Below are 25,603 nucleotides of genomic sequence, written 5' to 3'. Positions count from 1 at the left end.
GTCGATCGCGTCCTCGAGCTTGCGCCCGAGATGATGGCGGCCTGATACGGCGGCATCGCCGCCGACGATCAATTGGAAGTCCCCCTCACAGGGGATAGGAAGCAGAGGCTCACATGCGAACTTGTCTCGTCGTTGATGATTCCAGCGTCATCCGCAAAGTTGCGCGCCGGATCCTGGAAGGCCTCGACTTCCAGATTCTCGAAGCCGAGGACGGTGAGAAGGCCCTGGAGGCCTGCAAGCGCGGCCTGCCCGATGCTGTGCTGCTCGACTGGAACATGCCGGTCATGGACGGCTACGAGTTCCTCGGTCATCTGCGCCGCATGCCGGGTGGCGACCAGCCCAAGGTGGTGTTTTGCACCACCGAGAACGACGTCGCCCACATCGCGCGCGCGCTGCACGCCGGCGCCAACGAATACATCATGAAGCCGTTCGACAAGGACATCGTGACCGCGAAGTTCCAGGAAGTCGGCTTGATCTGAGCAAACACCGGAGGCTGGACGGCTCCTTCGGCGTTTGTTGTCAACTAAACCGTTTCAGTCTGAGTTGGTGAGTAATGAGTGTGGCGTTCGCAGGAAAATCGATCATGAGCCCGTCGCGTGAGGCCGGGCCGCTGCGGGTGATGATCGTCGATGACTCCGTCGTCATACGCGGTCTGATCTCGCGCTGGATCGGAGCCGAGCACGACATGGAGGTCGCGGCGTCGCTTCGCACCGGGCTCGAGGCGGTCAACCAGCTCGAACGCATCAATCCTGACGTCGCCGTGCTCGATATCGAAATGCCCGAGCTCGACGGCATCTCGGCGCTGCCGCAACTGCTGGCGAAGAAGCGCGATCTCGTCATCATCATGGCTTCGACGCTGACCCGCCGCAATGCGGAGATCAGCTTCAAGGCGCTGTCGCTCGGCGCCGCCGACTATATTCCCAAGCCGGAATCGACGCGCGAGACATCGGCCGCCGATATCTTCCATCACGATCTGATCCAGAAGATCCGCCATCTCGGCGCGCGGCTGCGCCGGAAGCCGGCCGTAGCGAGCCCGCCGCTCGCGCCCGCGAGCCCTGCTGTGCCGGCCGCGCGGACATCGTTTGTTGCGCGGCCTGCCGCGCCCGCACCGGCCCCGGCTGCGCCCGCCCCCTCGGGTTCGCTATCCACACGTCCGTTCTCGACCCAGGCACCGAAGGTGCTGCTGATCGGCTCCTCGACCGGCGGCCCGCAGGCGCTGATGGCGCTCGTCACCGAGCTCGGCCCCGTCATCGACCGTTTTCCAGTGCTGATCACCCAGCACATGCCGCCGACCTTCACCACCATTCTCGCCGAACACCTGGCGCGTTCGAGCCGCAAGCCGGCGGCCGAGGCGGTCGATGGCGAGCCGGTGAAGCCGGGTCGCATTTATCTCGCGCCCGGCGGCAAGCACATGCGCGTCGTGCGCAATGGCGCGGACGCCGCCATCGCGCTCGACGACGGTCCCGCCGTCAATTTCTGCAAGCCTGCGGTCGATCCGCTCTTCACCTCCGCCATCGATGTCTGGCACGGCAACATTCTCTCCGTGATCCTGACCGGCATGGGCTCGGACGGCATGCGCGGCGGCAAGGACATCGTCGCGGCCGGCGGCAGCGTGATCGCGCAGGATGAAGCCTCCAGCGTCGTCTGGGGCATGCCCGGTGCGGCCGCCCATGCCGGCATCTGCGCGGCGATCCTGCCGCTCAACCAGATCGGCGCCAAGGTCAACCGCCTGTTCGCGGGAGACCGCACGTGACGCCGGCGGACTACGACTATCTGCGCAAATTCCTGAAAGAACGCTCCGGTCTCGATCTCTCGCCCGACAAGCAATATCTGGTCGAGAGCCGCTTGCTGCCGCTGGCCCGCAAGGCCGGCCTTGCCGGCATTCCCGATCTCGTTCTCAAGATCAGGAACGGCGACGGCCGCCTTGCCACCGATGTGGTCGAGGCCATGACCACCAACGAGACGTTCTTCTTCCGCGACAAGATTCCGTTCGATCATCTGCGCGACAGCATCGTGCCCGGCCTGATCCAGGCCCGCGCCGCGCGCAAGTCGCTGCGCATCTGGTCGGCGGCCTCGTCGACGGGACAGGAGCCGTATTCGATCGCGATGTGCCTGAAGGAGATGGGCGCGGCACTCGCAGGCTGGCGCATCGAGATTGTCGCGACCGACCTCTCGCAGGAAGTGCTGGAGAAGTGCAAGGCCGGCGTCTACAGCCAGTTCGAGGTGCAGCGCGGCCTGCCGATCCAGCTCCTGATGAAATACTTCACGCAAGCGAGCGACGTCTGGCAGCTCAATGCCGATGTCCGCGCCATGGTGCAATTCCGCCAGCTCAACCTTTTGCAGGACTTCTCCCATCTCGGCACGTTCGACGTGATCTTCTGCCGCAACGTGCTGATCTATTTCGATCAGGACACCAAGGCCATGATTTTCGAGCGCATGGCGAAGGGTCTGGAAGCCGACGGCACGCTGCTGCTGGGTGCCGCCGAATCCGTCGTCGGCATCACCGATGCATTCCGTCCCGTGTCCGATCGTCGTGGGCTCTACCAGCTCAATCCAGCGCGGTCTGGTCGCCCGATGGGCGGCTTGATGCCGCAGCCTCTGAAGATCGCCGCGGCGCGGTGAACTCTCCTCGTCATTCCGGGGCCGCGCGTAAGCGCGGAGTCCGGAATCCATAACCATTCGGGTGTCTCACAAAATCGCATGCGGCAGAAACCGCGAGCTGTTGCCCGTGATCGGGCTCTCGTCCTCGCGGATCGAAAGTCCGCACGGCTCGTGGTTCACCAGCCAGCTCCCGATCACCGGATAGACGCCGGAAAAACTCGGCAGCGGCGACAGCGCCTGCCGGATAAAGCCTTCGGCGCCGTAGGGACCTTCGTGCTTGTCGAGTGACATTCCGGCAGACACCAGCGTGACATTGGCGCCTTCGCGCGACAGCAGCGGCTTGCGGACATAGGAGCTGCCGAGCTCGGCGGCGCGCGGATCGTCCTCGAAATAGGCCGGCAGCAGATTGGGATGGTTTGGAAACATCTCCCAGAGCAGGGGCAGAATGCCCTTGTTGGAAAGCAACGCCTTCCATGGCGGTTCGATCCAGCGCGTCGGCGCGCCCTTGAGCTTCGCCCCGAAGGCGTCGTGGAACATCCACTCCCAGGGATAGAGCTTGAAGACCAGCTCCATGTCGCGGTTATCGAGGTCGACGAAACCGCCTGCCTCGTTGCGCCAGCCGATATCTTCAATGTCGAGCAGCGTCGTGGAGAGGCCCGCCTGGCGCGCAGTGTCTTCGAGATAAGCGAGCGTGCCGGCGTCTTCCTCGTTGGCGGTGGTGCCGGTGAGGTGCAGATGCTTGTTCGAGGCAATGTCCTTCCACGCCGCGATCAGCCGCTCGTGGATCGAGTTGAACTGGTCGGCGCGCGCGGGGATGATGCGCCGCTCGATCGCCTGTTCGAGCCAGGTCCATTGAAACACCGCGGCCTCGAAGATCGAGGTCGGCGTATCAGCATTGTATTCGAGCAGCTTTGCCGGACCGGCGCCGTCGAATTTCAGGTCGAGCCGGCCATACAGGCTGCGGTCGTCGCGCTCCCAGCTCTCGGCGATGAGGTCCCAAAATGCTTCCGGAATCTTGAGCCGGCGCAAATGGCGCTCGTCGCCGATCACGCGGCCGGCAAGCTCGAGGCACATCGCATCGATCTCGCCGGTCGGCGTCTCGATGTCGCGCTCGATCTCGGCGAGCGTGAAGGCATAGTAGGCGCGCTCGTCCCAATAGCGCTCGCCGTCGATGGTGTGGAAGGCGAAGCCGCATTGCTCGGCAGTCTGTTGCCAGTCGTCGCGCTCGGGACAAAGGATGCGTTGCATGTGTCAGCCGCCGCCGTGACCATGACCGCCATGACCTTGGCCGGGATGGCCGCCATGCATGCGATGCAGCGTGCCGCCGAAGCCGCCATGGCTCGGCCGGCAATAGGGCTTGCCGCCGATGCCGGGAACGGCTTCGAGGCCGGAGCCGCAGGGCCGCTCGCGGTTCACAAATCCCATCGAGACGGCGCCGGCCGCCGCGCTTCCCATCAACGTGAGCATGACCCTTCGCGAGCGCTTCATGATGTGTCCTCCCGCGCGATTTAGAACAGTGGTTACTTAAAGCAGGCTCGCGCGCGGCGTTGAATTCAAAACCGCGCGTGTCAGCTACCGCCCGAGAAGGCATGCGCGAACGAGCCGAAGCCGCCGCGCGTGACGCCGCCGGAGCCTGCATCGGACGAGCCTCCCGACGAAGAATGACCGGAGGAGTCGCTGCTGTAGAAGCCCGACCGCGACGACCAGTGCGAGCCGCTGCCCGAAGAACTGCTGCTGCAATTGGTGTTGGTCTGCGCCGTCGCCCCGGGAGGCGTGGGATCGCAGTTTCCCCGCGGCATCAGCATGAAGGCGGTGGTGCCGACCGCGATCGTCCCCATCACCAGCAGCGCGACATGGCCCGAGCGCTTGACCGGCTCCCGCGGCGGTAGCGGCAAGTCCGCTGGCAGGCGCGGACGGCGCTTGCCGAACTCCTGGCTGGGAGGTTTGTTGGCCATGTCACTTCGCTACCATGTCAGTAAATCATGCAGGCGGCGTTGAGGAGGCCCGCGGCGAGCGAGGACAACCCGAGCCAGATGGCGGGCGCCAGTTCGCCGGCGGCGATCCGCCCCGACAGGTTGGGTACCGGGATCTTGACGATGTAGAACACGGCGACCTGCACGATCAGCGCGATGAAAGCCCAGACCATGCAGTCCAGCACGTTGGCCGAATGGGCGATCGCGCTGAACAGCGGTGCCACGAAGCCGAGCAGGCTGAGCCCGAGCGCGATCGCCGCGGCAGGGTCGTTGTCCCGGATCAGCTGGAACTCGTTGTGCGGCGTGATCCGCGTGTAGACGAACAGATATGCCACTATCGCGATCAGCCCGGTGCAGAAATAGACCAGGAAGGCGGGCAGGCCGGCGAGCGATTGCAGGATCATGAGGAGAGGTCCGACGGTTGCGCCGCGAATTCTGGCACGATCGCTTAGTCGCGGCACCGGGCGGGCAGGTTCGATCCCCAGAAAGAACCGGCACCGCTTGCGCCCGGGCACCGCACAAAAATTCGGGCCGCATGAGACATGCTTCACAAATGCGTCTCGAGGTTGTGTGTGATAGTCTGAGCCATTGTTTTGCCGCCGCCCGTCAGTTTTGATCGGCCGCGCTCATTCGAGGGATGCTTCGTTCAGATCAAGAATCTTGTTGAGTGAGGCTCAAAATGCCCGTTGCCGAATACGAAGATTTCGAGCTCGAGATCGGCTCCGATCTGCCTGTGGGTGGCGGCCCTCAGCAATATTACGGCCGTGTCGTCAGGTCGCCGGCCGGCGAGGCGCCGAAGAGCCAGGTGAAGTTCTGGTTCTCCGCGCCCGGCGAACTCGCCAAGCTGCGCGGCGAACTTGAAAACGCCGTCCTCGAGATCGACGACAAGAAAAGCCAGGGTCCGACCACGCGCGGCGAGCAGGTGCTGCAGGATTTTGGTCGCGGCGTGTTTCGCAGCATCTTCATCGACGTGCCGTCGATCCAGCGGATCTATGAGCGCAGCAAGGGCGCGGCGCAGGATCTGAGGATCAAGCTGCGCATCGAGGCCGCTGACCTTGCTGGGCTGCCCTGGGAATATCTCTACGACGAAGACGACATGCCCCGCTTCGTCGGCCTGACGCGCCCCATCGTGCGCTATCTCGAGACCGCCGGCGGCGTCGGCCGGATGGGCGTCAAGGGACCGTTGCGCATTCTCGGCATGATCGCCGATCCCTCGAACAGCGAATGGCCGAAGCTCAACGTCGTCAAGGAGCGCGACCGCATCAACAAGGGCATCGATGCGCTCCAGCACGCAGGCAAGGTGGATTTCCAGTGGGTCCCCGGCGGGACCGGCAAAGACCTGATGAAGAAGCTGCTGGAAGGCGAGTGGCATATCTTCCACTTCATCGGGCATGGCGGGGTCGAGGAAGCCTTGCCCGGCGCGGGGGCATCCGGCTTCGTGGTCATGGTCGACGAGGACGGCAAGCCGGTGAAGAAATTCGCCTCCGATCTTGCGATGATGCTGACGGGAGCGCGGCGCAGCCTGCGCCTGATCGTGCTCAATTGCTGCGAGAGCGCCAGGATCAATGTCGGAGACCGCTTCGGCAATCCGGCGATCGGCTTGATGAAGACGGGATGGCTGCCCGCCGTGGTGGCGATGCAGTTTCCGATCACCGACAACGCCGCGATCTCGATGTCGGAGGGGTTTTACGCCGCGCTTGCGCGCAACCGTCCGATCGACGATGCGGTGACGCTCGCGCGCAAATTCATCCAGGAGAAGTCCCGCGTCGAGTGGGGCATTCCGGTCCTCTACATGCGCTCGCCCGACGGCCGCATCTTCGACGTCGAAGCACCGCAGCCGCAGGCGGCCCCGCCAGAGGCGGCGCGGCCCTCGAAGGAGATGCTGCAGCAGCGCCGCGATGAGTTCATGGAGGCGCTGCTGATTGCCCCGATGACGATCGAGGCGCTGGAGGACCTGACCCGGCGCGGACAGGAGCTTCACGGTCTCCTGGCCGACGATGCCGAGCTCTCGGCCCAGCTCGCAAAGGTCTATTTCGATCTCGGCACGCTCCAGCACAAGCAGAAGCAGATCTCGAAGGCCGCGGCGAGCTTCGCCTACATGCTCAAGCTCGACCCTACGAAGCCGGAATATTTCGTGCGAAGAGCCAATTTCAACGTGACGGTCGGTCTCTACGAGAATGCACTGAGCGACATCACCGAAGCGATCAAGCTGAAGCCGAAGAACCCGGAGTTTTACTGGATCAAAGGCGTGGTCAGCATGACCGCCGCCGGCACCGACGACAAGCGCGGCTATGTCGAGGAGGCGATCAAGGCGTTCGGCACGGCGATCGCGGCCAACGAGAACGAGCCGAAATATCTGGTGTCGCGCGCCAATGCCTATGCCCTGATCAAGGACGTGGTGAAGGCCCAGAACGATATGGACAGCGCGATTGCGCTGGCCCCCGACAATATCGATCTCCTGGTCCAGAAGGCCAAGATGGTCGCCCAGGCTGCCTGATTTCTCGCGAGTGTTGTCCGGCGCGCCTTTCAACAGCGAACCCTAGCAATAGGAGTTCATCGTGCAGATCGCTCATGTCGTCGATCCCTTGAATGCGATCTTCGAGTCCTTCGGTGGACCGGTTCTGGTCGTGCTGTTCTACTGGTTCCGCTTCCATACGATGAAAGGCACGCGCTCCTTCACGACGCGGCCGCTGTTCCTGTTCGGTCTCGCGGTCTTCATCACGCCGTTCCTCGTGATCTACGCCGTTCTGCCCGACAAGTTGTCGCCGCTCGCATCGGTCTGGCTCTTGATGTTCGTCTGGCTCATTCCGGTGGCGCCGAAAGCGTGGCGCAAATTCTGCCAGGAACTGGCCGGCATTCCCGTCGCCGCGCTCGCGCTGCGCGAGGCGCTGGCCGCTGCTCCCTTCCAGGTCGGTCCGGACGACATGCCGAGCCTGCAGCGCAAGCTGTCCAGGGTCGGCTACCAGATCGACGATTTCCGCGCCACGCAATCGACCGCGATCCAGTCGCGCTTCCTCAAGATTTCCGCGTTGATGCTTCACCTGGAGCGCTGGGCCTGCGAGCATGAGGGCTTCATGGAGCGCAACTCCGATCTCTATGCGGAACTGCTCGCGGTCTATGACGCGCTCTGCTTCCGCACCGTCCGCGTGCTCAAGAGCAGCACCGAGATCTACGGTGCGATCATGGAGGACAGCCATGTCGAGCCTGACGACTGGCAGGCGCTCGACAAGCTCTCGACCCGCCACACCGTGGTCAGCCAGCTTCAGCTCGCCGCCCAGACCGCGGCCGGATGCATGCTCGAGGATCTGCGCAAGGACATGGATGCGCTGCTCAACAATCTGCTGCTGTTCGCCGCGCGCGCAGCGCTCGCCGGCGAATGGACGTTTGCCCGCAGCCGCCAGCGGCTTGGCGCGATCGGCTTCACGCTGGAGCCGGCTCCGCCTGGCATCGCGAAATTCGTCGCGGTTGCGGCGGGCTTCGGCTTCGTCTGGTGCCTGGCCTGGCTGCTCGGGTCGGGCAAGATCGTGCACATGCCCGGAGACCAGGATGTCGGCATGATGCGGACGCTGCTGATGACGCCGCTCTATCTCATCGTGAATTTCTGGCTGGTGTATTATTTCAAGCGGCAATACGCCTTCGCGAACGAGACCATCTTCGGCCGGCTGCCCGTCGGCTTCATTCTGACGGTCGGCCTCTGGGGCGCGCTGATCCTTTTCCCTGTCCAGGCCGCGTTCGACTTCTACCAGTTTCCGCAAAGGCCCTATCTCGACGTCGTCCTGCACGAGCTGCCGATCCTGATCTTCCCCTGGGGGATCGCCGCGATGGCGGCGCTGCTGGTGCAGGATTCGACCTGGGGCAAGCGGTCGCGCAAGACGCGGCGGATGCGCGATGGACTCGTGTTCGGCGGCGGCATGACGGTGCTGCTGTGGGTGCTGCTTGCGATCCACCGGCTCAGCCCGATGCCGGTGATGGAGGTCGTCGACAACGTCTCCGGCTGGACCTTCGTCTGGTCCTTCGTGCTGCCGACCTTCGGCTTCGGCTTCACCATCGGCTACGCCTTCATGGCCTGGCTGCGCGAGGCCGCCTCGCGCGTTCCGGTCAAGAGGCCTGTTATGGCCACCACTTCACTCGCCAGCGCCTGACCAAGCCGCAAAAACGAAAACCCCGCCATTTGCGGCGGGGTGAGGGAGGGGCGGCATCGCGGATTTCCGTCGCAAATATCGCCGCGGACTGTGAACTCATTCATACCAAAATCTGAAATCGTCGTTAAGGTGAATTACAACCTATGGTGTTTGCCGCGCGGCGAGGCCGCCGCAGCGGCGTCTCCGGTCATTTCTCAGGCATCGCCCCTGAAATCTTCGAGGAGAACGACGATGAGGTCATCCGTCAAGATCGCGCTCGGTTGCTGTTGGCTTCTGCTTGGTACCATTCCTGTTGCGGCACAATCGGTGCCCAATCCGGCGATGGATGCGCCGGATCAGCTCGCCTGGCAGTTCTTCATCCAGGTCAATACGCGCGCCGGCGGCAACAATGCGCTATTCGAGACCTGGGCCAGCGACAGCGATACGTTCAAGGTGAACCCGCAATTCCCGACGACGGCGGTGCCGCTCCAGCTGCATGAACCGGCGGTGCCGGAGCTCGGCCGCTTCGCCCTGCAGCGGGCCGGCAAGCTGCTTCCGGCGATTCCGCCCGGCAAGGGGGTGCTGGAGGAATCCCGTCGCAACAAGGACTCGTTCGATTTCATCGTCCAGAACAACCTGTACAAGATATCCGGCCTCCGCGCCGCGTTCGGCAAGACCATCACGTTCCCGGTCGGCGCGATGGAGGTGAAGGCGAACTGGCAGCTGGTGACGGACATTCCCTCCTTCACCAACGGCAAGGTCGCGGTCGGCGATGTGCCAAAATTGTACCACGTCAACACCGGCGCGGACGGCAAGCAATATGCCTTCGTGTCCATGCATATCATCTCCAAGGCAGTGCCGAACTGGACCTGGGCCACCTTCGAGCACAAGTTCAATCCCGGGCGCTGCGACATCATCGGCTGCCGGGACTCGTTCGGCGCGCAGATCAGCCCGGTAGCGCCCAATCAGCAGCCGGGCCAAGGTTACCCCGATTGCGCGAAGACGCCGGCGCTGTCGGCGATGATTGCATCCGCCGATTGGGATCCGGCATTTGCCAATTATTGTCTGAAGGGATCGCAGACCGATTTCACCGATGCCACAGGGCTCGACATTCGCCTCGGCAATTCGGTGACTGAGGACGGTTTCGTCGATCAATCCTCCTGCATCACTTGTCATGGCCGCGCCGCCTGGGACAGCAAGGGTGCGCCGACCAGCGGCGCGGGATTTGACGACAATGGCGCCCCGCTCGGACCGATCCAGCCGAGCTGGTACTGGAGCTTCTCCAGCCAGCCGCCGATCTTCCAGGGCATGAGCGGCCTGTCGCAGATCGCGACCTCGGCGGACTTCGTTTGGTCGATTCCGTTCTGCGCGCTCGACGACACCCAGAACCCGCCGAAGGTCAATCGCAACTGCAAGGGCAAATGATCGAGCGGGCGGCGTGGTGACCATGCAAAGGGTCGAGCTCGCCGGCAGCTATCGCGCCCCTCCGCCGGACGCGGTCGATGTTGGCGAGGTCGATCCCGACGAACGTATCGTGCTGACGGTCTATCTCAAGCGGCGCACGCCCGACACATTCCAGCCGGGCAGCGCCGGGGACCTTGCCCGGCTGTCGAAACCGATCACGCGACAGGCTCTCGCGGCGCAACGTCGCCGAACCCATGGCCGCGCGGCCGCTCGCATCAAGAAGCTGGCGGCGCAGTTTCACGTCACTGTGCTCGATATCGACCTGTTACAGCGCATCGTCACGCTGCAGGCGACCGCGCGGCTGCTGACCGACATTCTCGGCGCCACATTGCGTATCTATGATGACGGCCGGTGCCGTTTCCGCACGCGGGTGGGTCCGTTGCTCGTGCCAAAGGAAATCGCTCCTTGGACGCGGGCAATCCTCGGCTTCGAGGACCGGCCGCTGTTCAGGCCGGTGCGGCGGCTGCGCGCGCTGGCCGGCGTTGGGGTCGGTGCCGGGCTCTGGCCGACGGAGGTCGCCGCAGAGTACGGAATTCCACTCGACCGGGACGTCTCGAAAATCTGCGTCGGCATCATCGCGCTTGGCGGCGGCTATCTCAAAACCGATCTCGACCAGGCGCTGACGGCGATGGGACGCGAGGCGCCTGTGGTGATCGATCAGGCCGTTACCATCGCGCCGGCCGTGCCTGGCGGCGCGACTGCACCTCTGAACGGCAGCAATCAGTTCGGCCACGATGCAGTCGCGGACGAGGAGATCGCGCTTGATCTTCAGATCATCGCAGGCTTGCTGCCGAAAGCGCGCGTCGTCGTCTACTTCGCCGGCAACAATATCCGGAACCTGGTTGGTGCGATAAGCCAGGCGATCTTCGATCATGTCAACCGACCCCAGGTGCTGTCGGTTAGCTGGGGCAGCGCGGAGCTGTTCTGGAGCCCTTCGGCGCGCGACGCGATGCAGGCAGTGCTGGCGGACGCCAAGCGATTGAACGTCACGGTGCTGTTCGCTGCCGGCGACCAACTCGCGACTGGCGGACTGAATGACGGCAAGGCGCATGTCTGGTTTCCCGCTTCGAGCCCGTACGCATTGGGTTGCGGTGGCACACAGCCTGCGGACGGTGGGGGAGCTGCGGCCGGTGAGGTGGTCTGGAGGGACGGCAGCAGCGGTACCGGCGGCGGGATCAGCGACGTCTTCCCGGTGCCGGCCTATCAAACCGGCCTCGCACTGCCGCCGTCGGTCAATGACGGTGCGCTGCGCCGTGGCGTTCCGGACGTCGCCGCCGCCGCGGCGGGCAACCCGGGCTACAAGGTCGTGCTCAATGGCGCCGTGGTGATCAAGGACGGCACCAGCGCGGTCGCGCCGCTCTGGGCGGGGCTGATCGCGATTGCCAATGCCGGACGCGACACTCCGCTCGGCTTCGTCAATTCCGCGCTCTATGCCAACGCGACACTGTTCAAGCCGATAGAGCAGGGCAACAACCGTGTCGACGGCACCGGCTACGATGCCGGACGCGGCTGGAACGCCTGCACCGGACTGGGCGTGCCGAAGGCCGCTGAGCTCATCGCTGCTCTGACCGCCGCTCCGGTTGCCGTAGTCTAGTCCAAAAACGAAAACCCCGCCGATGCGGCGGGGTCCAGGCTGGGAGGAGCGAGCCCTCAGGGCTCGCGACATAAAACGGATCAGGCGGGGATGCGCTCTTCGTGCTCGTGCGGCTCGCGCAGCACGTAGCCGCGGCCCCACACGGTCTCGATGAAGTTGCGGCCCTCGGACGCGTTGGCGAGCTTCTTGCGGAGCTTGCAGATGAAGACGTCGATGATCTTCAGCTCGGGCTCGTCCATGCCGCCATAGAGGTGGTTGAGGAACATTTCCTTGGTGAGGGTGGTACCCTTGCGGAGCGAGAGCAGCTCCAGCATCTGGTACTCCTTGCCGGTCAGGTGCACGCGCTGGCCGCCGACTTCGACCGTCTTGGTGTCGAGGTTGACGACGAGGTCGCCGGTCTGGATGACCGACTGGGCGTGCCCCTTGGAGCGGCGCACGATCGCGTGGATGCGGGCAACCAGCTCGTCCTTGTGGAAGGGTTTGGTCATGTAGTCGTCGGCGCCGACGCCGAGACCCTTGACCTTGTCCTCGATGCCGGCGAGGCCGGAGAGGATCAGGATGGGTGTCTTGATCTTGGAGACCCGAAGCTGCTTGAGCACGTCGTAACCGGACATGTCGGGCAGGTTAAGGTCGAGAAGGATAATGTCGTAATCGTATAATTTACCGAGATCGACGCCTTCTTCCCCCAAATCGGTCGTGTAGACATTGAAGCTCTCAGACTTCAGCATCAGCTCGATCGACTGCGCGACGGCGCTGTCATCTTCAATCAGCAAAACGCGCATGCCAGTTCCCCATAGTCGCCGCTCCTGGGCGTCAGGTCGGCCGCATTCGCGGCACTCAACAAAACGCCTTTGAACAACTGATTCGGATCCTGACAACAGATGGTTAACAAATCCTGATTCTGGAACGCAAGTCCCCCCGGTGCAATTTTTGTCGAATCGCCCTAAGGTCTTGCGCGAGAAGCAGCTTTCGTTATCCGGCTCCGTTCAAGTTCCACTTTAAGAGACGGGTCTAACCGACTCCCGTGACTCAGCCTTCTTCTGAAGGGGAGCCACGCTCAGTCACAAAGACAGTGACGCAATGATTAATGATGCGGGTAAACACCAAGTTAAGCGCCGTTCAGAAATATGGCGAAATTTAAGGGTTTCCCCGTGAGGGCCCGGATATCGAAGGCGAGCCACCTTGATGAAGGCTGTCGCGAAGGCGCGCTCTTAATGAAGGCTGCTCCATGAAAGCCCTTGCCGAACAGATCGGCGATATCGACGGCATCAATATCTATGGCCGCGTGGTTGGGGTTCGCGGGCTGATGGTCGAGGTGGCCGGACCCATTCACGCGATGTCAGTCGGCGCGCGCCTCGTGATCGAGACTGGCGCCAACCGTTCCATCCCTTGTGAGGTGATCGGCTTCTCCGGCAGCAATGCGGTGGTGATGCCGTTCGCCGGCCTCGACGGCGTGCGTCGCGGCTGCAAGGCCGTCATCGCCAACGCCGCCAATCTGGTGCGGCCGTCGCCGGCCTGGCTCGGCCGCGTCGTCAACGCGCTGGGCGAGCCGATCGACGGCAAGGGGCCGTTGCCGCAGGGCGCCTCCCCGATGCCGTACCGCAACTCGCCGCCGCCGGCGCATTCGCGCAGGCGCGTCGGCGCGCCGCTCGATCTCGGCGTCCGCGCCATGAACACCTTTCTCACCTGCTGCCGCGGCCAGCGCATGGGCATCTTCGCCGGCTCCGGCGTCGGCAAGTCGGTGCTGCTGTCGATGCTCGCGCGCAATGTCGACGCCGCAATCAGCGTCATCGGCCTGATCGGCGAACGCGGCCGCGAGGTGCAGGAATTCCTGCAGGACGACCTCGGCGAGGAGGGCCTCGCGCGGTCCGTCGTGGTGGTCGCAACCTCCGACGAGCCGGCGCTGATGCGGCGGCAGGCCGCGTATCTGACGCTCGCCGTCTCCGAATATTTTCGCGACGAGGGTCAGGACGTGCTCTGCCTGATGGACTCCGTGACGCGCTTTGCCATGGCCCAGCGCGAGATCGGCCTGTCCGCCGGCGAGCCGCCGACCGCCAAGGGCTACACGCCGACCGTCTTCACCGAGCTGCCGAAGCTGCTCGAGCGCGCCGGTCCGGGCCTCGGGGAGGGCGCCATCACCGCGATCTTCACGGTGCTGGTCGACGGCGACGACCACAACGAGCCGATCGCGGACGCCGTCCGCGGCATCCTCGACGGCCACATCGTGATGCAACGCTCGATCGCCGAGCGCGGCCGCTACCCCGCCATCAACATCCTCAAATCGGTCTCCCGCACCATGCCGAAATCGGCCGACCCGCAGTTCTGGCCTGTGATCCAGAAGGCGCGGGCGGTGATGGCGACTTACGCCGACATGGAAGAGCTGATCCGGCTTGGCGCCTACCGGGCGGGCTCCAGCCCCGAGGTCGACGAGGCGATCCGCCTGCACGAGCCGCTGGAGGCCTTCCTGCGCCAGCGCAAGGACGAAAATGCCTCGCTGGCCGACGGCTACCGCCAGTTGGCGCAAATCCTCGGTAATTTGGAAACGGAACGCTAACTTTGTCCCGTCATCATCCGTTCCCACAGAGTAGCAGAGCCGGTCTTGGCCCTGACAGGGCCAATGGGGAGACCGGTGCAGTCCCGATGTGTGTATGTCTTGCAGCCAAGGGACTTCTGGGGAGTACGAGTCGATGAAGTCACGTGATACCCTCATCCGCCTGAAGAAGTTTCAGGTCGACGAGAAGCGCCGCCGGGTCGCCCAGATCGAGTCCATGATCGCCGACTTTCAGCGGATGTCGACCGATCTCGATCGCGAGATCCAGACCGAGCAGGACCGCGCCGGGATCAACGATCCCGCGCATTTCGCCTATCCGACCTATGCCAAGGCCGCCATCCAGCGTCGCGAGAACCTGACCCGCTCGGCCGACGAGCTGAAGGGCCAGCTCGAGGACGCCAAGGCCGCGCTCGGCGAGGCCTTTGAAGAGCTGAAGAAGGTCGAGCTGCTGGACGAGCGTGACCAGGCCCGCGAGCGCGCCGAGGAAAACGCCCGTGAGCAGGCCGATCTCGATAGCATCGGCCTGATGCGTTCCCGGATCGGCGCCGTCGCGTAAGCGGCGGTCCGCGCCCCAAGCCCGAGAATTTGCGAACCCGGACCCGCAAGGTCCGGGTTTTTGCGTGTCCTGTCCACAGCGTGGCGCGCCGCCTCTTGGTGACGGGCTTGGCCGCGCGCTATGGTGGTGGCGATAAAGGCTGCGCCAGCGACGGCGGTGCCCACCTCTCCCCGTCGGGGAGAGGTGAAGAGAGACGCGACGGGGACCGCGCGTTGGGGGGCTGAATGCTGACGCCAGCAGAGCTGGTCGGGCTGATTGAGGCGGTGGCGAGGCGCGATTCTGCCGCGTTCGAGCGCCTCTACGCCGCCACGCGCGCGAAACTCTATGGCGTCGTGCTCCGTATCTTGCGCCGACAGGATCTCGCAGAGGAGGTCATTCAGGAGACCTACGTCAAGATCTGGAACAGTGCCGGCCAGTTCAATTCGCAACTGTCCTCGCCGATTACGTGGATGGCCTCGATCGCGCGCAACCGCGCCATCGATATCGTGCGCAAGAAGACCGAAGCCTCGATCGAGGAGGAACCGCAGGCGATGGAAGTCGCCGCCGAAAGTCCCGATCCCCTGGCGCGCCGGGAGATGTCCGAGGAGCTGAAGCGGCTCCTGGAATGTATTGGCCGGCTCGAGCCGGACCGTCAGCGGCTGGTGCTTCTCGCCTATTACAACGGTTGGAGCCGCGAGCAATTGGCGGAGAAATTCGCAGCGCCCGTCAACACGGTGAAGACGTGGCTGCGGCGCAGCATGCTGGATATCCGGGAGTGCCTCGGACTTTAGAGGATGATGAGAGTGCATAGGCTGGCGCAGCGTTCTTGCTTCACCTCTCCCGTAGGGAGAGGTCGGATTGCATCGCAAGATGCAATCCGGGTGAGGGACTGCGCTCTCTCATGGGACCTGAACCCCTCACCCGATTTGCTGCGCAAATCGACCTCTCGCTATGGGAGAGGTGAAAGCAATTGATGGCCTACAGCGAGGACCATATCGCGCTCGCCGCGGAATATGCGCTCGGCACACTCGATGCCGACGAGCGGGCGCAGGTCGCGACCATGATGGCGGTGGACCACGAGTTCGCCGCGATCGTGCAGGCCTGGCAATTCCGGCTCGGCGTCCTCAACCAGATGGTCGGCACGATCGAGCCGCGGCCGATCGTGTGGGAGAACATCAAGCGCGAGATCGCGCAGACGGTATCGACGCAAGAATCGCAGCAGGATTTGCAGCAGGATTCGCGGCAAGGCACGATCGAGGCGCCGCCGGTGCTGGTGGATGCGCCGCCACCGCCATTGCCGGAGCTCTCGTCATCGGAGCTTTCAACTCAAGAGCCTTCATCTCCTGAGCCGCCAGCGCAGCAAGCTGCCGCGCCGGACGTGCAGCCGCCGGCACCGACCGACTCCGATGTCATTCCTGATATCGCGCAGCAATTCATTCCGCAGACCCACGCGCCCGACCCGCGCATTGCGCCGGCGACGCAGGTGCCGGTCGTCGACGACACCAAGGTGATCTATCTCGAGAGCCGCGTGAAGCGCTGGCGCACGATCGCCTCCGCCGTGGGCGCGCTGGCGGCCGCGCTGCTGGTGACGCTGTCGCTGCAGATCCTCTCGCCCGATGCGCTGCCGGGCGCGCTGCGCCCCCCACCGCGCATCCAGACCGTCGAGGTCAAGACACCGCAGGCGCCGTCGGCCTTGCCCGCGCAATATGTCGCGTTGTTGCAGGGCCAGAGCGGTGGTCCCGCCTTCATCCTCACCATCGATGGCGCGACCAAGAACTTCACGGTGCGCAAGGTCGGCGCGACTCCGGAGCCGGGCAAGAGCTTCGAGCTCTGGCTGATCTCCGACAAGCTGCCGCGCCCGCGTTCGCTGGGTGTGATCGGCAACGGCGACTTCACCGCACGTCCTGTGCTCGCGGGCTACGATGCCGACGTCGTCAACGGCGCGACCTACGCCGTCACCGTCGAGCCCTCGGGCGGCTCGCCCAGCGGCCAGCCGACCTCGGCGCCGGTGTTCTCAGGCAAGCTGATCGAGACCGTGCCGCCGTCGCCGCCGCAGGCGCCTGCGAAGAAGTAGGGCCGCCTCCAAACGCCAGCTGTCATCGCCCGGCTTGACCGGGCGATCCAGTATTCCGTGACGGCCGCGATCAACCGATGAGCCGCGGCGTACTGGATACCCCGCCTGCGCGGGGTATGACCGCGATCGTTCTTGCGCGAGCCTCTGCGACGTCGCCACGGTCCATTCCGCCGTCGCAATCCGACAAGTCCCGCCAAATCCGCATCCGATTTGAACCTCCGGCCATTCCGCGGCGTCAAATGCCCGGAATTTGCAGTCGGCACGGCCGATCAAGGGTGCCGGGAAGGGGCTAGAAATCAGATGGATGCAGCCAAGCCGCCGGGCATTCTTATCCACCAATATACAGGCCTGCCGCAGGGGCCGGCGTTCGAACATTGGCGCGACCGGGCCCTAGGGGCCTGTGGCCTCGAGATCGGGCCGAGCCATGGCGACAGCATCGATTGCCGGTTGCAGATCAGCGTGGTCGACAACATCTCGCTCGCCATTCCCGAAGGCGCCTCCGCGCAATATTCGCGCACGCAGAGTGGCCTCGCCGACGGCAGCGACGATCTCGTGCTGATCGCAGCCCATGCCGGCCTCGTCAACGTCAGGCAGAACGGCCATGCCGTCGAGCTCGCGCCGGCGCAGATGGTGCTGGCCGACATGAGCATCACCGGCAGCGTCGGTCACACCGACGAGAACCGCTTCACCACCATCCGCATGCCGCGCCGCGCGCTGCTCGACATCAATCCGCGTGCCGAGGACAAGCTGTCGCAGGTGCTGTCCGACGGCGCCGTCGCCGAAACCATCTTTCGCTATCACGCGCTTGCCGCCCATCAGGCGCCGCATCTCGACGCCGTCGGCCAGCGCCTGACCGCGCAGCACATGGTCGATCTCGTCGGCCTGTTGCTCGGCGCCGACGCCGAGCACGCCGCGCTCGCGCGCGGCCGCGGCCATGCGGCGGCCCGTCTCGATCTCATGCGCGCCGACGTGATGGCCGCCCTCGGCCGCAACGATCTCTGCCTGTCCGAGGTTGCGACCCGCTCGGGCCTCAGCCCGCGCCAGGCGCAGCGGCTGTTCGAGCAGGCCGGCACCACCTTCACCGAATTCGTGCTGGAGCAGCGTCTGCTGCTGGCGCGAAAGCTGCTGGGCGATCCCCGCGCGCGGGCGCGCAAGATCAGCGACATCGCGCATTCCTCGGGTTTTTCGGATTTGTCCTATTTCAACCGCGCCTTCCGCAAACGCTTTGGCGCGACGCCGTCGGAACTGCGCGAGGCCCGAGGGCCTGCGGCGGCGCCGCTGCCGCATTTGGTCGATCCGTCCGGATGAGCTATATCTGCCCGCGCGGGGCGGATCAGCGGATCCCCGCAAGCAGCGAAGTCAACGGACATGGCGCGTATCGTCGTGCTCGGCGCCGGGTTTGCGGGCCTGTGGGCGGCCATCGGCGCCGCGCGCATGCGCGAGGCGATCGGTGAGACCGGCCGCGACATCGAGATCCACGTCATCGACCGCAACCCCTATCACAACATCCGCGTGCGCAATTACGAGGTCGATCTCCGCGAGGTCGCGTTGCCGCTGGCGCAGCTGCTCGATCCGGTCGGCGTCACGCACGGCATTGCCGAGGTCGAAGCCATCGATCCCGTGCGCCGCGAAATCTCGCTGGTCACGTGCCGCGGCGAGGAGACGCTGGGCTACGATCGCCTCGTGCTTGCGCTCGGCAGCGAAGTGATGCGTCCCGATATTCCGGGCCTCGCCGAGCATGCCTTCGACGTCGATAGCTATGCTGCCGCGCTTCGCCTCGAGGGTCATCTCACCTCGCTCGGACGCAGCGCGCCGTCGCCGGGACGGTCGACGGTCGTGGTGGTCGGCGCCGGCTTCACCGGCATCGAGGTTGCCGCCGAAATGCCTGATCGTTTGATGCGCGCCGGTGTCACCGGCAGCCGCCGCATCGTCCTGGTCGATCCCAATCCCGCGATCGGCGCCACCATCGGCGACCACGCGCGTCCCGTCATCGAGACCGCCTTGTCGTCGCTCGAGGTCGAGACACGGCTCGGCGTGCGTGTCGCATCGGTCGAGGCTGCAGGCGTTCGCCTGAGCTCGGGCGAGTTCATCCCGGCGCAGACGGTGATCTGGTGCGCCGGCATGCGCGCGAGCCGTCTCGCCGAAAATTTCCCGGGCGCGCGTGATCGCCTCGGCCGCCTTCTGGTCGATCCCTTCATGCGGGTCGCTGATGTGCCCGGCATCTTCGCCGCCGGCGACGTCGCCTCCAGCGTGATCGACGGCCTGCATCCGACCGTGATGTCCTGCCAGTTCGCCCGTCCCATGGGCCGTTTTGCCGGCCACAATGTGGTGGCCGATCTCGTCGGCGGGCCGCTGCTGCCGCTGCGGATCGACTGGTACGTCACCGTGCTCGATCTCGGCAAATGGGGCGCGCTCTACACCGAAGGCTGGGATCGCGAGGTGCGGACGACCGGCCAGGCCGCGAAAGCAACCAAGCAAACCATCAACCGCAAGCGTATCTATCCGCCGCTGACTGGCAGCAAGGACGAGCTGTTCGCCGCGGCCGCGCCAACGGTGCAGGCGCCGCCGCCGACTTATGGAGTGATGCGGCGTTGAGCTGAGGTGCGCACCCACAAGCCCATCGAACCGATGCGCAGAAGCAGTCAGCGGCGAGCCAGAAGCAGACATTGAAAGGGAGCCGGTCAGCCTGACGGCCAGGTGTGCGCTTCCTGCCGGCTCGGCGCGTTTCGCAAGCGCTTCAGCCGCCCCTACTTCGCAAAAGCGTCTCGGACGGCAGTTCTCCAAACGTGGCCTTATAGAGGTGCGATAGCTCTCCCATGTGCGAAAAGCCGTTCGCGAAAGCCGCCGATGAAACTGACGTTGCCGGCATGCCCCGTGCGAGTTGCGCGCGTAGAGACCATAGCCTTTTGTTGCGGAGATGCTGATGCAGGCTCGCTCCGTGAATGGCCTGGACGGCCAGCTGCAACGTTCGAACCGACGCTCCCAGCTCCTTGGCCAAGGCCTCGCTGTAAAGAGGAGTCTCTGGATGCGAATGCGCAAATTCATCGAGCTTCGAAACCAGCTTGCGATGTCGTTCGAAAGCGCGTTGGCCTGAACGTCGCTCGCTCCTCAGGACCAGCAAATTGTCCAATGCATCGATCAATTCATCCCGAAGCGATTCCGCAACGGATGCAAATTGCCGATGATGCATCGGCGTACAAGACAAAGCCAACGCGCCTCGAATGACGTGTTGCAGGCGCGAAAGACGCTCGCCGCTCGCATTGTGCAAATGCAGTTTTCCTTCCGACTCCTCCCAGCCGCGATTCTGCATGTCGGAAGCGAACCGGATGACAGCGAACGTGTTGGCAGCGGGCTCGTGAAGATCGAGCAAGATCTCGCGTCTGAGCAATCCGATTTCGGACGAGCTCCACGTTCTGCCGTTGAACTCGGCATGCGTATGGTTGCTCATCGGCACGACGACGGTGCAACCCATCGCGTTCATCCTGCCCGAGAGGGCGCGAGGCGATGTGTGCTCAAGCATGAGCAGCGCGCCCGGTAGCGCAGTAATGGCGCGGCCGTAAAAATACGGCCCGAGCAAAGCGTGGCGCTCGATATCCAGAAATCCGATGGCCCTGAATTCGTCGGGGCTCGAAACGCGTTGCAACCTCAGATGGGCAGATTGCTTCAGGTTCGAAAACGGCACGAGTTTGCACCGGGCGTTGAGGGAATCAATTTTGACCGAATTCCGATAAACACGGTCGTTGTCGATTATATGATCATCGGCATACTAAAAGGACAATCATTAAAAAGTGGAAACACCGCATGTCCAAGGTCGTGCCCTTCAATCAACGGTCCGTACCGTCAGCGGACGTGGCAATGGAGCGCTTGCGTCGAATCTCGAGGGAGGTCGAGACCTTCGTATCGCGCATGCAGATCGAGAGCCTTACGCCAAGCGAGATGGCCAGAATTTTGCGGGTTTTCGATACCGCCAACGCCTGCATCCGGATCGTCCTGTCGGATTTCGGCCAAGACCCTGCGGTTCATCAGCTCATCGAGCAGTCACATGGAATCAAAGAGCTGATCGAAGCCGCCCGGAAACGGATTGACGGTTTGGCTGTTGCTCCGTCCCAGGTTCGCTCGGCTTAGATTGGAGGAGCACGAAGGGACCGCGGCACAGCAATACCGGTCAAGCCGGCGGCGGCCAGATGACAGCTATCGCGACGCGGCGGTCTCTTTGATCTTCCCCGATCCGCCACATTTCGTGCAGGGACGAAACTCGTTCTTTTCGCCCAAGCGAACCGGATGCATGCCCCTGTCCTGGCCGGTCCCGTCACACTCCGGGCAATTGCGTTCGACGTCGTTCTGACCGGTCATTTGTAGCTCTCAGCTGGCCGCTTGGCGGGCCATCGGTTGTGAAGCTAGCCAATTAAAGCCATTAATTGTCAAGGCGTCCCTACACATCCACAATCCCTTGCGCTGCCTGACGGGCAAAACACCCAAAATGCCGGTCAATCCGCTCGCCTAAAAATATTCCACTTTACCGAAATTCGGAAATATCGTATGTATCGCGCAACCCGGCCCATGGAAGAGGGGCGTATCGCGATCGTCACGACGCGGGCCGGGCGGCGGTGGGCGCAGGTCACATCGGCGCGAAGGGTTTTTGCAGGGCGGGCGACCGTGAGCGAAACCATCGCGCAAACGACCGGTGTGGTCCGCGTACGGCAAAATCGTGTGGTCCTGGCGCCCGGAGCCTGTGCGCCAAGGCTCGTGGTGATGCGTGTGACCCGACCGGGTCCTTGCATCAGTCATCTGCGAGACGACGGGGGCAATAGTGCATCGCTCCCCGGGGAGATCACGACATAAGCCGTTCCAACCACTGCGCAGGGAAGGCCGGATGTTTCGGCTTCACCTGTATGCCGCTGTGCAGCCTCTTGTAGCGCAACCTATCGCACAGTGGACCGCGGGTGCCGGTCGGGCACCCGGTCTTCCCTGCGCCCTCTTTCAGATGAGGGCGACGTTGCAGAGCAAAGCTCGGGCGAGATGAGCCGCGAGGATGTGAAGCTGTGTCTGCGCCTCACTGTCATCGCCCGGCCTTGACCGGGCGATCCAGTATTCCAGAGGCGGATGTGATTGGGCCGAGAAGCCGCGGCGTACTGGATTCCCCGCCTTCGCGGGGAATGACGGCGTTGGTCCAGTTGCGCGCAAACTCAAGTCTCGTGCCCCGGACGCAGCGCAGCGTCGCGGCGCGCCAGGAACATGAGGGAGAGAAATGACGCGAGCTACCCCCAGACATGAGAAAGCGCCCGTGGGGGGCGGGCGCTTTCTGTAGTCGACTTGGGGTTGGGGTCGTCTACATATCCACGTGGCGACTTTGGGGGGCTGGTAAAGAGCCGCGTGAATTCCTGAAACTCAAAATCTCCTTAACGAACGAGCGATGCGTTCGAGCTGGTGATCACGACCGGCTTGCCGGCCTTGATGACGCGAGCAGTCTGTGTGAGGCCTTCATCCGAACCCGAGCGCGCCGAGATGCCGAAACCCGCAACTGCGATGCCGGCGACGAGCGCCACGGCCACCACCTTCAGGTGGGTCGAGCGATCCGCGCTGTAGATCGAGTGGTTCATGGAAGCCTCCTGCCGCCATCTACCCGAAGTAGTCGCCGGCCTCTTCAGGCAGGTTCATACTTCCGGTGCCCAACAACCTAGTATTGGCGGGATTCGTTCCCAAGAGGCCATCACAAGAGCGTGATAGGACGTGAAAGATCGCGATCAAAAGCAGCGCTTGATCCATCGATTTGGCAATTATTTCAACGGTATAATTTGTTCGAAAGGCGCCTTTTCAGACTTTGGTCGACAAGGCGCCAGGAACTCAAAAACCATTTGCCTGTGGCCGAAAAACACACGGCTTCTTAAGGCAAATCAGATGCTTCCGACCGTTTTCAACCTCGCCCTGGGGTGAATCTCGGCCTGCGACAGAACCGTCGTTTGGGCCCGGAACCGCTCGACCAGGGAGCGGACGAAGGGACGAATTGCCGCAGAGGTCACCAGCACCGGCGCCTCGCCTTCGCGGGCGGCGCGCTCGAAGGCCTCGCGCACGGCGGTCATGAATTCCGACAGTTTTGAGGGCTGCATCGCGAGGCTGCGCTCCTCGCCCTGGCCGATGATGGATTCGGCGAAGGCCTGCTCCCATTTCGCCGACAGCGCGATCAGCGGCAGGTAGCCGGCATAGGAGGTGTTTTGCGCGCAGATCTGCCGGGCGAGGCGGGCGCGGACATGCTCGACCATGGTCGCGGGGTTGCGCGAGAAGGCGAGCGAATCGGCGATACCCTCGAGGATGGTCGAGAGGTCGCGGATGGAGATGCGCTCGGCCAGCAGCAGCTGCAGCACGCGCTGGATGCCGGAGACGGTGACCTGTCCGGGCACGATGTCCTTGACCAGCTCGCTCTGCTCCTTCGGCAGCTCCTTGAGCAGCTTTTGCACCTCGCCGTAGGACAGAAGGTCCGACATGTTGGCCTTGAGCAGCTCGGTGAGATGGGTCGAGAGCACGGTGGCGGCGTCGACGACGGTGTATCCCTTGAGCGAAGCCTCCTCCTTGAGGCTGGCGTCGACCCAGGTCGCGGGCAGGCCGAAGGTCGGCTCGGTGGTGTGGATGCCGGGCACCTGCACCTGGCTGCCGCCGGGATCCATCACCATGAACTGGCTCGGCCAGATCTTGCCGGTGCCGGCGTCGACCTCCTTGATCTTGATGATGTAGGTGTTGGCCTCGAGCTGGACGTTGTCGAGAATGCGCACCGCCGGCATCACGAAGCCCATCTCGATCGCGAGCGAACGGCGCAGCGCCTTGATCTGCTCGGTGAGGCGGTCGGTGCCGTCGGGGCCGTTGACGAGCGGCAAGAGCGCGTAGCCGAGCTCGATCTTGAGGTCGTCGATCTTGAGCGCCGCCGAGATCGGCTCCTCCGCGGCCGCAGCGCCCGGTGCGCCGGGCTGACCGGCCGCAGGCGCGGCCTTGGCAACGGCTTCGGCCTTGGCCGTCGCGCGGTTGCGGTTACGCGCAGTCCAGGCCAGCGCGCCGGCACCGGCGCCGAGCGCGAGGAAGGGGAGGGTCGGAATGCCCGGCAGCGCCGCCAGGACCAGCATCACCGCCGAGGACATTGCGAGGGCCTGCGGATAGCCGGAGAACTGCTTCATCAGCGCCTTGTCGGCGGCGCCGGAGACGCCGGCCTTGGAGACGAGCAGGCCGGCCGCGGTCGAGACGATCAGCGCCGGCACCTGGGTGACGAGGCCGTCGCCGACCGTCAGCAGCGTGTAGCTGCGCCCGGCATCGGCAAAGGACAGGCCCTGCTGCGCCACGCCGATGATCATGCCGCCGACCACGTTGATGAAGACGATCAGGAGGCCCGCGATGGCGTCACCGCGGACGAATTTCGAGGCACCGTCCATGGCGCCGAAGAAGCCGCTCTCGTCCTCCAGCGCCTTGCGCCGCTCCTTGGCGACCTTTTCGTCGATCAGCCCGGCGGACAGGTCGGCGTCGATCGCCATCTGCTTGCCGGGCATGGCGTCGAGGTGGAAGCGCGCGGCGACTTCGGCGATACGGCCCGAACCCTTGGTGATGACGACGAAATTGACGATGATCAGGATGGCGAAGACGATGATGCCGATGACGAAATTGCCGCCCATCACGAAGCTGCCGAAGGCTTCGATGACGTGACCGGCCGCATCCGTGCCCTCGTGCCCGTGTGACAGGATCAGGCGGGTCGAGGCCATGTTGAGCGACAGCCGCAGCATGGTCGAGATCAAGAGGATGGTCGGGAAGGCGGAGAATTCCAGCGGCGCCTGGATGAACAGCGAGGTCATCAGGATCAGGATCGACAGCGTGATCGAGATCGCCAGGAACAGGTCCAGCACGATCGCGGGCAGCGGCAGGATCAGCACCACCAGGATGGTGAGGATGCCGAGCGCGAGCGCGATGTCGCCGCGCTTGAGGATGGTGACGATGTCGGAGAGGGAGGGGATCCCGGGCTTTGCGCCGCCTACGCCCTGACCCGCGGTGACGTCGACCATGGTAGCTGCCTCCCCGCGCGACTGCCGTCCGCGCGCCCCAAACGCCTGCGCAGCGGCCGAAGGGCCGCCGGTCCGAAAGTGAGGCACCGCACTGGCGTCCACGGGAGCTCCCGTCTTACGCGGCTGACGACACTCGACTTCACCCGGCAATTCTTGCCGGGTGTATGGTTAGCAAAGGGTTAACGAAGGGGGCCGGGGAGGTCGGGCCGGGGTATTTCGGGGGCTCGGCCGTCATTCCGGGGCGCCCAAAAGGGCGAGCCCGGAATCCATCGTGCGGTGGAGTTGGTGGATGAATGGATTCCGGGCTCGCGCTGCGCGCGCCCCGGAATGACCAAGGATCCTACTTCGCCTTTTCCATCTTCGTCACCGTGTAGCCCGACGCCGCCTCCTCGGCTTCGAAGGTCACCTTGTCGCCGACCTTCACCTGCTTGAGCATGCCGGGATCCTTGACGCGGTAGACCATGGTCATGGGCTCGTCCATGCCGAGGTTCTTCGCAGGGCCATGCTTGAGCGTGATCTTGCCGGCGCCTTCGTCGATTTTCTTGACCTCACCGCTGATGGAAGCGGCTTGCGCCAGCGTGCTGATGGTCAGGCCCAGCGCCAGCGCAAGCGCTGCGGTGGTGGTGCGGATGATTGGCTTCATTGATGTCTCCA

At 64.2% G+C, this 25,603-nt stretch carries 23 protein-coding genes; 14 read left to right on the top strand and 9 right to left on the bottom strand.

Translation table 11 applies throughout. The features are described from left to right. Window positions 1-113: 113 nt before the first annotated feature. From XH98_RS22770 to XH98_RS22760, 3 genes are all read left to right on the top strand, one after another. Window positions 114-479: a response regulator gene (locus tag XH98_RS22770; protein WP_007600538.1), complete on the top strand. Its 366-nt coding sequence runs from the start codon at window positions 114-116 to the stop codon at window positions 477-479. Between the two features lie 74 nt (window positions 480-553). Further along, window positions 554-1,753 (top strand): protein-glutamate methylesterase/protein-glutamine glutaminase, encoded by a 1,200-nt coding sequence (locus XH98_RS22765; RefSeq protein ID WP_271598617.1) that lies wholly within the window; start codon window positions 554-556, stop codon window positions 1,751-1,753. Next, on the top strand, window positions 1,750-2,622 hold the full coding sequence (locus XH98_RS22760) for a CheR family methyltransferase (RefSeq protein ID WP_271620012.1): 873 nt from the start codon (window positions 1,750-1,752) through the stop codon (window positions 2,620-2,622). Before XH98_RS22765 ends, XH98_RS22760 begins: the two co-directional genes overlap by 4 nt. Window positions 2,623-2,688: 66 nt before the next feature. On the opposite strand, the gene XH98_RS22755 is transcribed toward XH98_RS22760, so the two are convergent. The 4 genes from XH98_RS22755 to XH98_RS22740 form a co-directional block, all read right to left on the bottom strand. Further along, window positions 2,689-3,849 (bottom strand): glutathionylspermidine synthase family protein, encoded by a 1,161-nt coding sequence (locus XH98_RS22755; protein WP_271620011.1) that lies wholly within the window; start codon window positions 3,847-3,849, stop codon window positions 2,689-2,691. A 3-nt stretch (window positions 3,850-3,852) separates the two neighbouring features. Next, the gene (locus XH98_RS22750) at window positions 3,853-4,089 is read right to left on the bottom strand and encodes a hypothetical protein (RefSeq protein ID WP_271620010.1); all 237 of its coding nucleotides are present in this window, start codon (window positions 4,087-4,089) and stop codon (window positions 3,853-3,855) included. 80 nt (window positions 4,090-4,169) lie between these two features. After that, entirely contained in the window at window positions 4,170-4,556 is a 387-nt protein-coding gene (locus XH98_RS22745) for a hypothetical protein (RefSeq protein WP_271598613.1), read from the bottom strand. Between the two features lie 17 nt (window positions 4,557-4,573). Next, window positions 4,574-4,978: a DUF350 domain-containing protein gene (locus tag XH98_RS22740; RefSeq protein WP_220001747.1), complete on the bottom strand. Its 405-nt coding sequence runs from the start codon at window positions 4,976-4,978 to the stop codon at window positions 4,574-4,576. A gap of 275 nt (window positions 4,979-5,253) precedes the next feature. Between XH98_RS22740 and XH98_RS22735 the strand changes: the two genes are divergently transcribed. The 4 genes from XH98_RS22735 (at window position 5,254) to XH98_RS22720 (ending at window position 11,753) form a co-directional block, all read left to right on the top strand. Further along, complete coding sequence (locus tag XH98_RS22735) at window positions 5,254-7,071, top strand: CHAT domain-containing tetratricopeptide repeat protein (protein ID WP_271620009.1); 1,818 nt, start codon at window positions 5,254-5,256, stop codon at window positions 7,069-7,071. Between the two features lie 61 nt (window positions 7,072-7,132). After that, window positions 7,133-8,716 carry a hypothetical protein gene (locus tag XH98_RS22730; protein ID WP_271598610.1) on the top strand — a complete coding sequence of 528 codons (1,584 nt, stop codon included), beginning with the start codon at window positions 7,133-7,135 and terminating at the stop codon, window positions 8,714-8,716. A gap of 231 nt (window positions 8,717-8,947) precedes the next feature. After that, entirely contained in the window at window positions 8,948-10,120 is a 1,173-nt protein-coding gene (locus XH98_RS22725) for a hypothetical protein (RefSeq protein WP_271620008.1), read from the top strand. Between the two features lie 22 nt (window positions 10,121-10,142). Then, on the top strand, window positions 10,143-11,753 hold the full coding sequence (locus XH98_RS22720) for a S53 family peptidase (protein WP_333932644.1): 1,611 nt from the start codon (window positions 10,143-10,145) through the stop codon (window positions 11,751-11,753). A gap of 80 nt (window positions 11,754-11,833) precedes the next feature. On the opposite strand, the gene ctrA is transcribed toward XH98_RS22720, so the two are convergent. Beyond that, window positions 11,834-12,535 carry a response regulator transcription factor CtrA gene (gene ctrA, locus XH98_RS22715; protein ID WP_008138878.1) on the bottom strand — a complete coding sequence of 234 codons (702 nt, stop codon included), beginning with the start codon at window positions 12,533-12,535 and terminating at the stop codon, window positions 11,834-11,836. 446 nt (window positions 12,536-12,981) lie between these two features. Here ctrA and fliI point away from each other — a divergent pair, with 446 nt between their 5' ends. The 6 genes from fliI to XH98_RS22685 all read left to right on the top strand — a co-directional run bounded on the left by fliI (window position 12,982) and on the right by XH98_RS22685 (window position 19,508). Next, entirely contained in the window at window positions 12,982-14,307 is a 1,326-nt protein-coding gene (fliI, locus tag XH98_RS22710) for a flagellar protein export ATPase FliI (protein ID WP_271598607.1), read from the top strand. A 133-nt stretch (window positions 14,308-14,440) separates the two neighbouring features. Next, a complete protein-coding gene (fliJ, locus tag XH98_RS22705) occupies window positions 14,441-14,860 on the top strand; it encodes a flagellar export protein FliJ (protein ID WP_057747978.1) in 420 nt (139 codons plus the stop codon). A 224-nt stretch (window positions 14,861-15,084) separates the two neighbouring features. Further along, complete coding sequence (locus XH98_RS22700) at window positions 15,085-15,630, top strand: sigma-70 family RNA polymerase sigma factor (protein ID WP_057747975.1); 546 nt, start codon at window positions 15,085-15,087, stop codon at window positions 15,628-15,630. A gap of 182 nt (window positions 15,631-15,812) precedes the next feature. After that, window positions 15,813-16,913 carry an anti-sigma factor gene (locus tag XH98_RS22695; RefSeq protein WP_271620006.1) on the top strand — a complete coding sequence of 367 codons (1,101 nt, stop codon included), beginning with the start codon at window positions 15,813-15,815 and terminating at the stop codon, window positions 16,911-16,913. A 300-nt stretch (window positions 16,914-17,213) separates the two neighbouring features. Then, window positions 17,214-18,221, top strand: coding sequence for a helix-turn-helix transcriptional regulator (locus XH98_RS22690; RefSeq protein WP_271620005.1), 1,008 nt, complete (start codon window positions 17,214-17,216; stop codon window positions 18,219-18,221). Between the two features lie 60 nt (window positions 18,222-18,281). Then, entirely contained in the window at window positions 18,282-19,508 is a 1,227-nt protein-coding gene (locus tag XH98_RS22685; RefSeq protein ID WP_271620004.1) for an NAD(P)/FAD-dependent oxidoreductase, read from the top strand. 142 nt (window positions 19,509-19,650) lie between these two features. On the opposite strand, the gene XH98_RS22680 is transcribed toward XH98_RS22685, so the two are convergent. Beyond that, window positions 19,651-20,595 (bottom strand): AraC family transcriptional regulator, encoded by a 945-nt coding sequence (locus XH98_RS22680; protein WP_271620003.1) that lies wholly within the window; start codon window positions 20,593-20,595, stop codon window positions 19,651-19,653. A 119-nt stretch (window positions 20,596-20,714) separates the two neighbouring features. Between XH98_RS22680 and XH98_RS22675 the strand changes: the two genes are divergently transcribed. Continuing rightward, window positions 20,715-21,038, top strand: coding sequence for a hypothetical protein (locus XH98_RS22675; protein ID WP_271620002.1), 324 nt, complete (start codon window positions 20,715-20,717; stop codon window positions 21,036-21,038). A gap of 1,274 nt (window positions 21,039-22,312) precedes the next feature. Here XH98_RS22675 and XH98_RS22670 read toward each other — a convergent pair. From XH98_RS22670 to XH98_RS22660, 3 genes are all read right to left on the bottom strand, one after another. Further along, entirely contained in the window at window positions 22,313-22,513 is a 201-nt protein-coding gene (locus XH98_RS22670; protein WP_057747956.1) for a hypothetical protein, read from the bottom strand. 294 nt (window positions 22,514-22,807) lie between these two features. Continuing rightward, on the bottom strand, window positions 22,808-24,949 hold the full coding sequence (gene flhA / locus XH98_RS22665; RefSeq protein ID WP_057747953.1) for a flagellar biosynthesis protein FlhA: 2,142 nt from the start codon (window positions 24,947-24,949) through the stop codon (window positions 22,808-22,810). A 340-nt stretch (window positions 24,950-25,289) separates the two neighbouring features. After that, entirely contained in the window at window positions 25,290-25,592 is a 303-nt protein-coding gene (locus XH98_RS22660) for a copper-binding protein (RefSeq protein ID WP_271620001.1), read from the bottom strand. Window positions 25,593-25,603: the final 11 nt, after the last annotated feature.

This window comes from Bradyrhizobium sp. CCBAU 51745 (assembly GCF_028128715.1).
Classification (GTDB): domain Bacteria; phylum Pseudomonadota; class Alphaproteobacteria; order Rhizobiales; family Xanthobacteraceae; genus Bradyrhizobium; species Bradyrhizobium manausense.
Note: the sequence above shows the minus strand (reverse complement) of the source record. Positions and strands in the feature narration are given on the sequence as shown.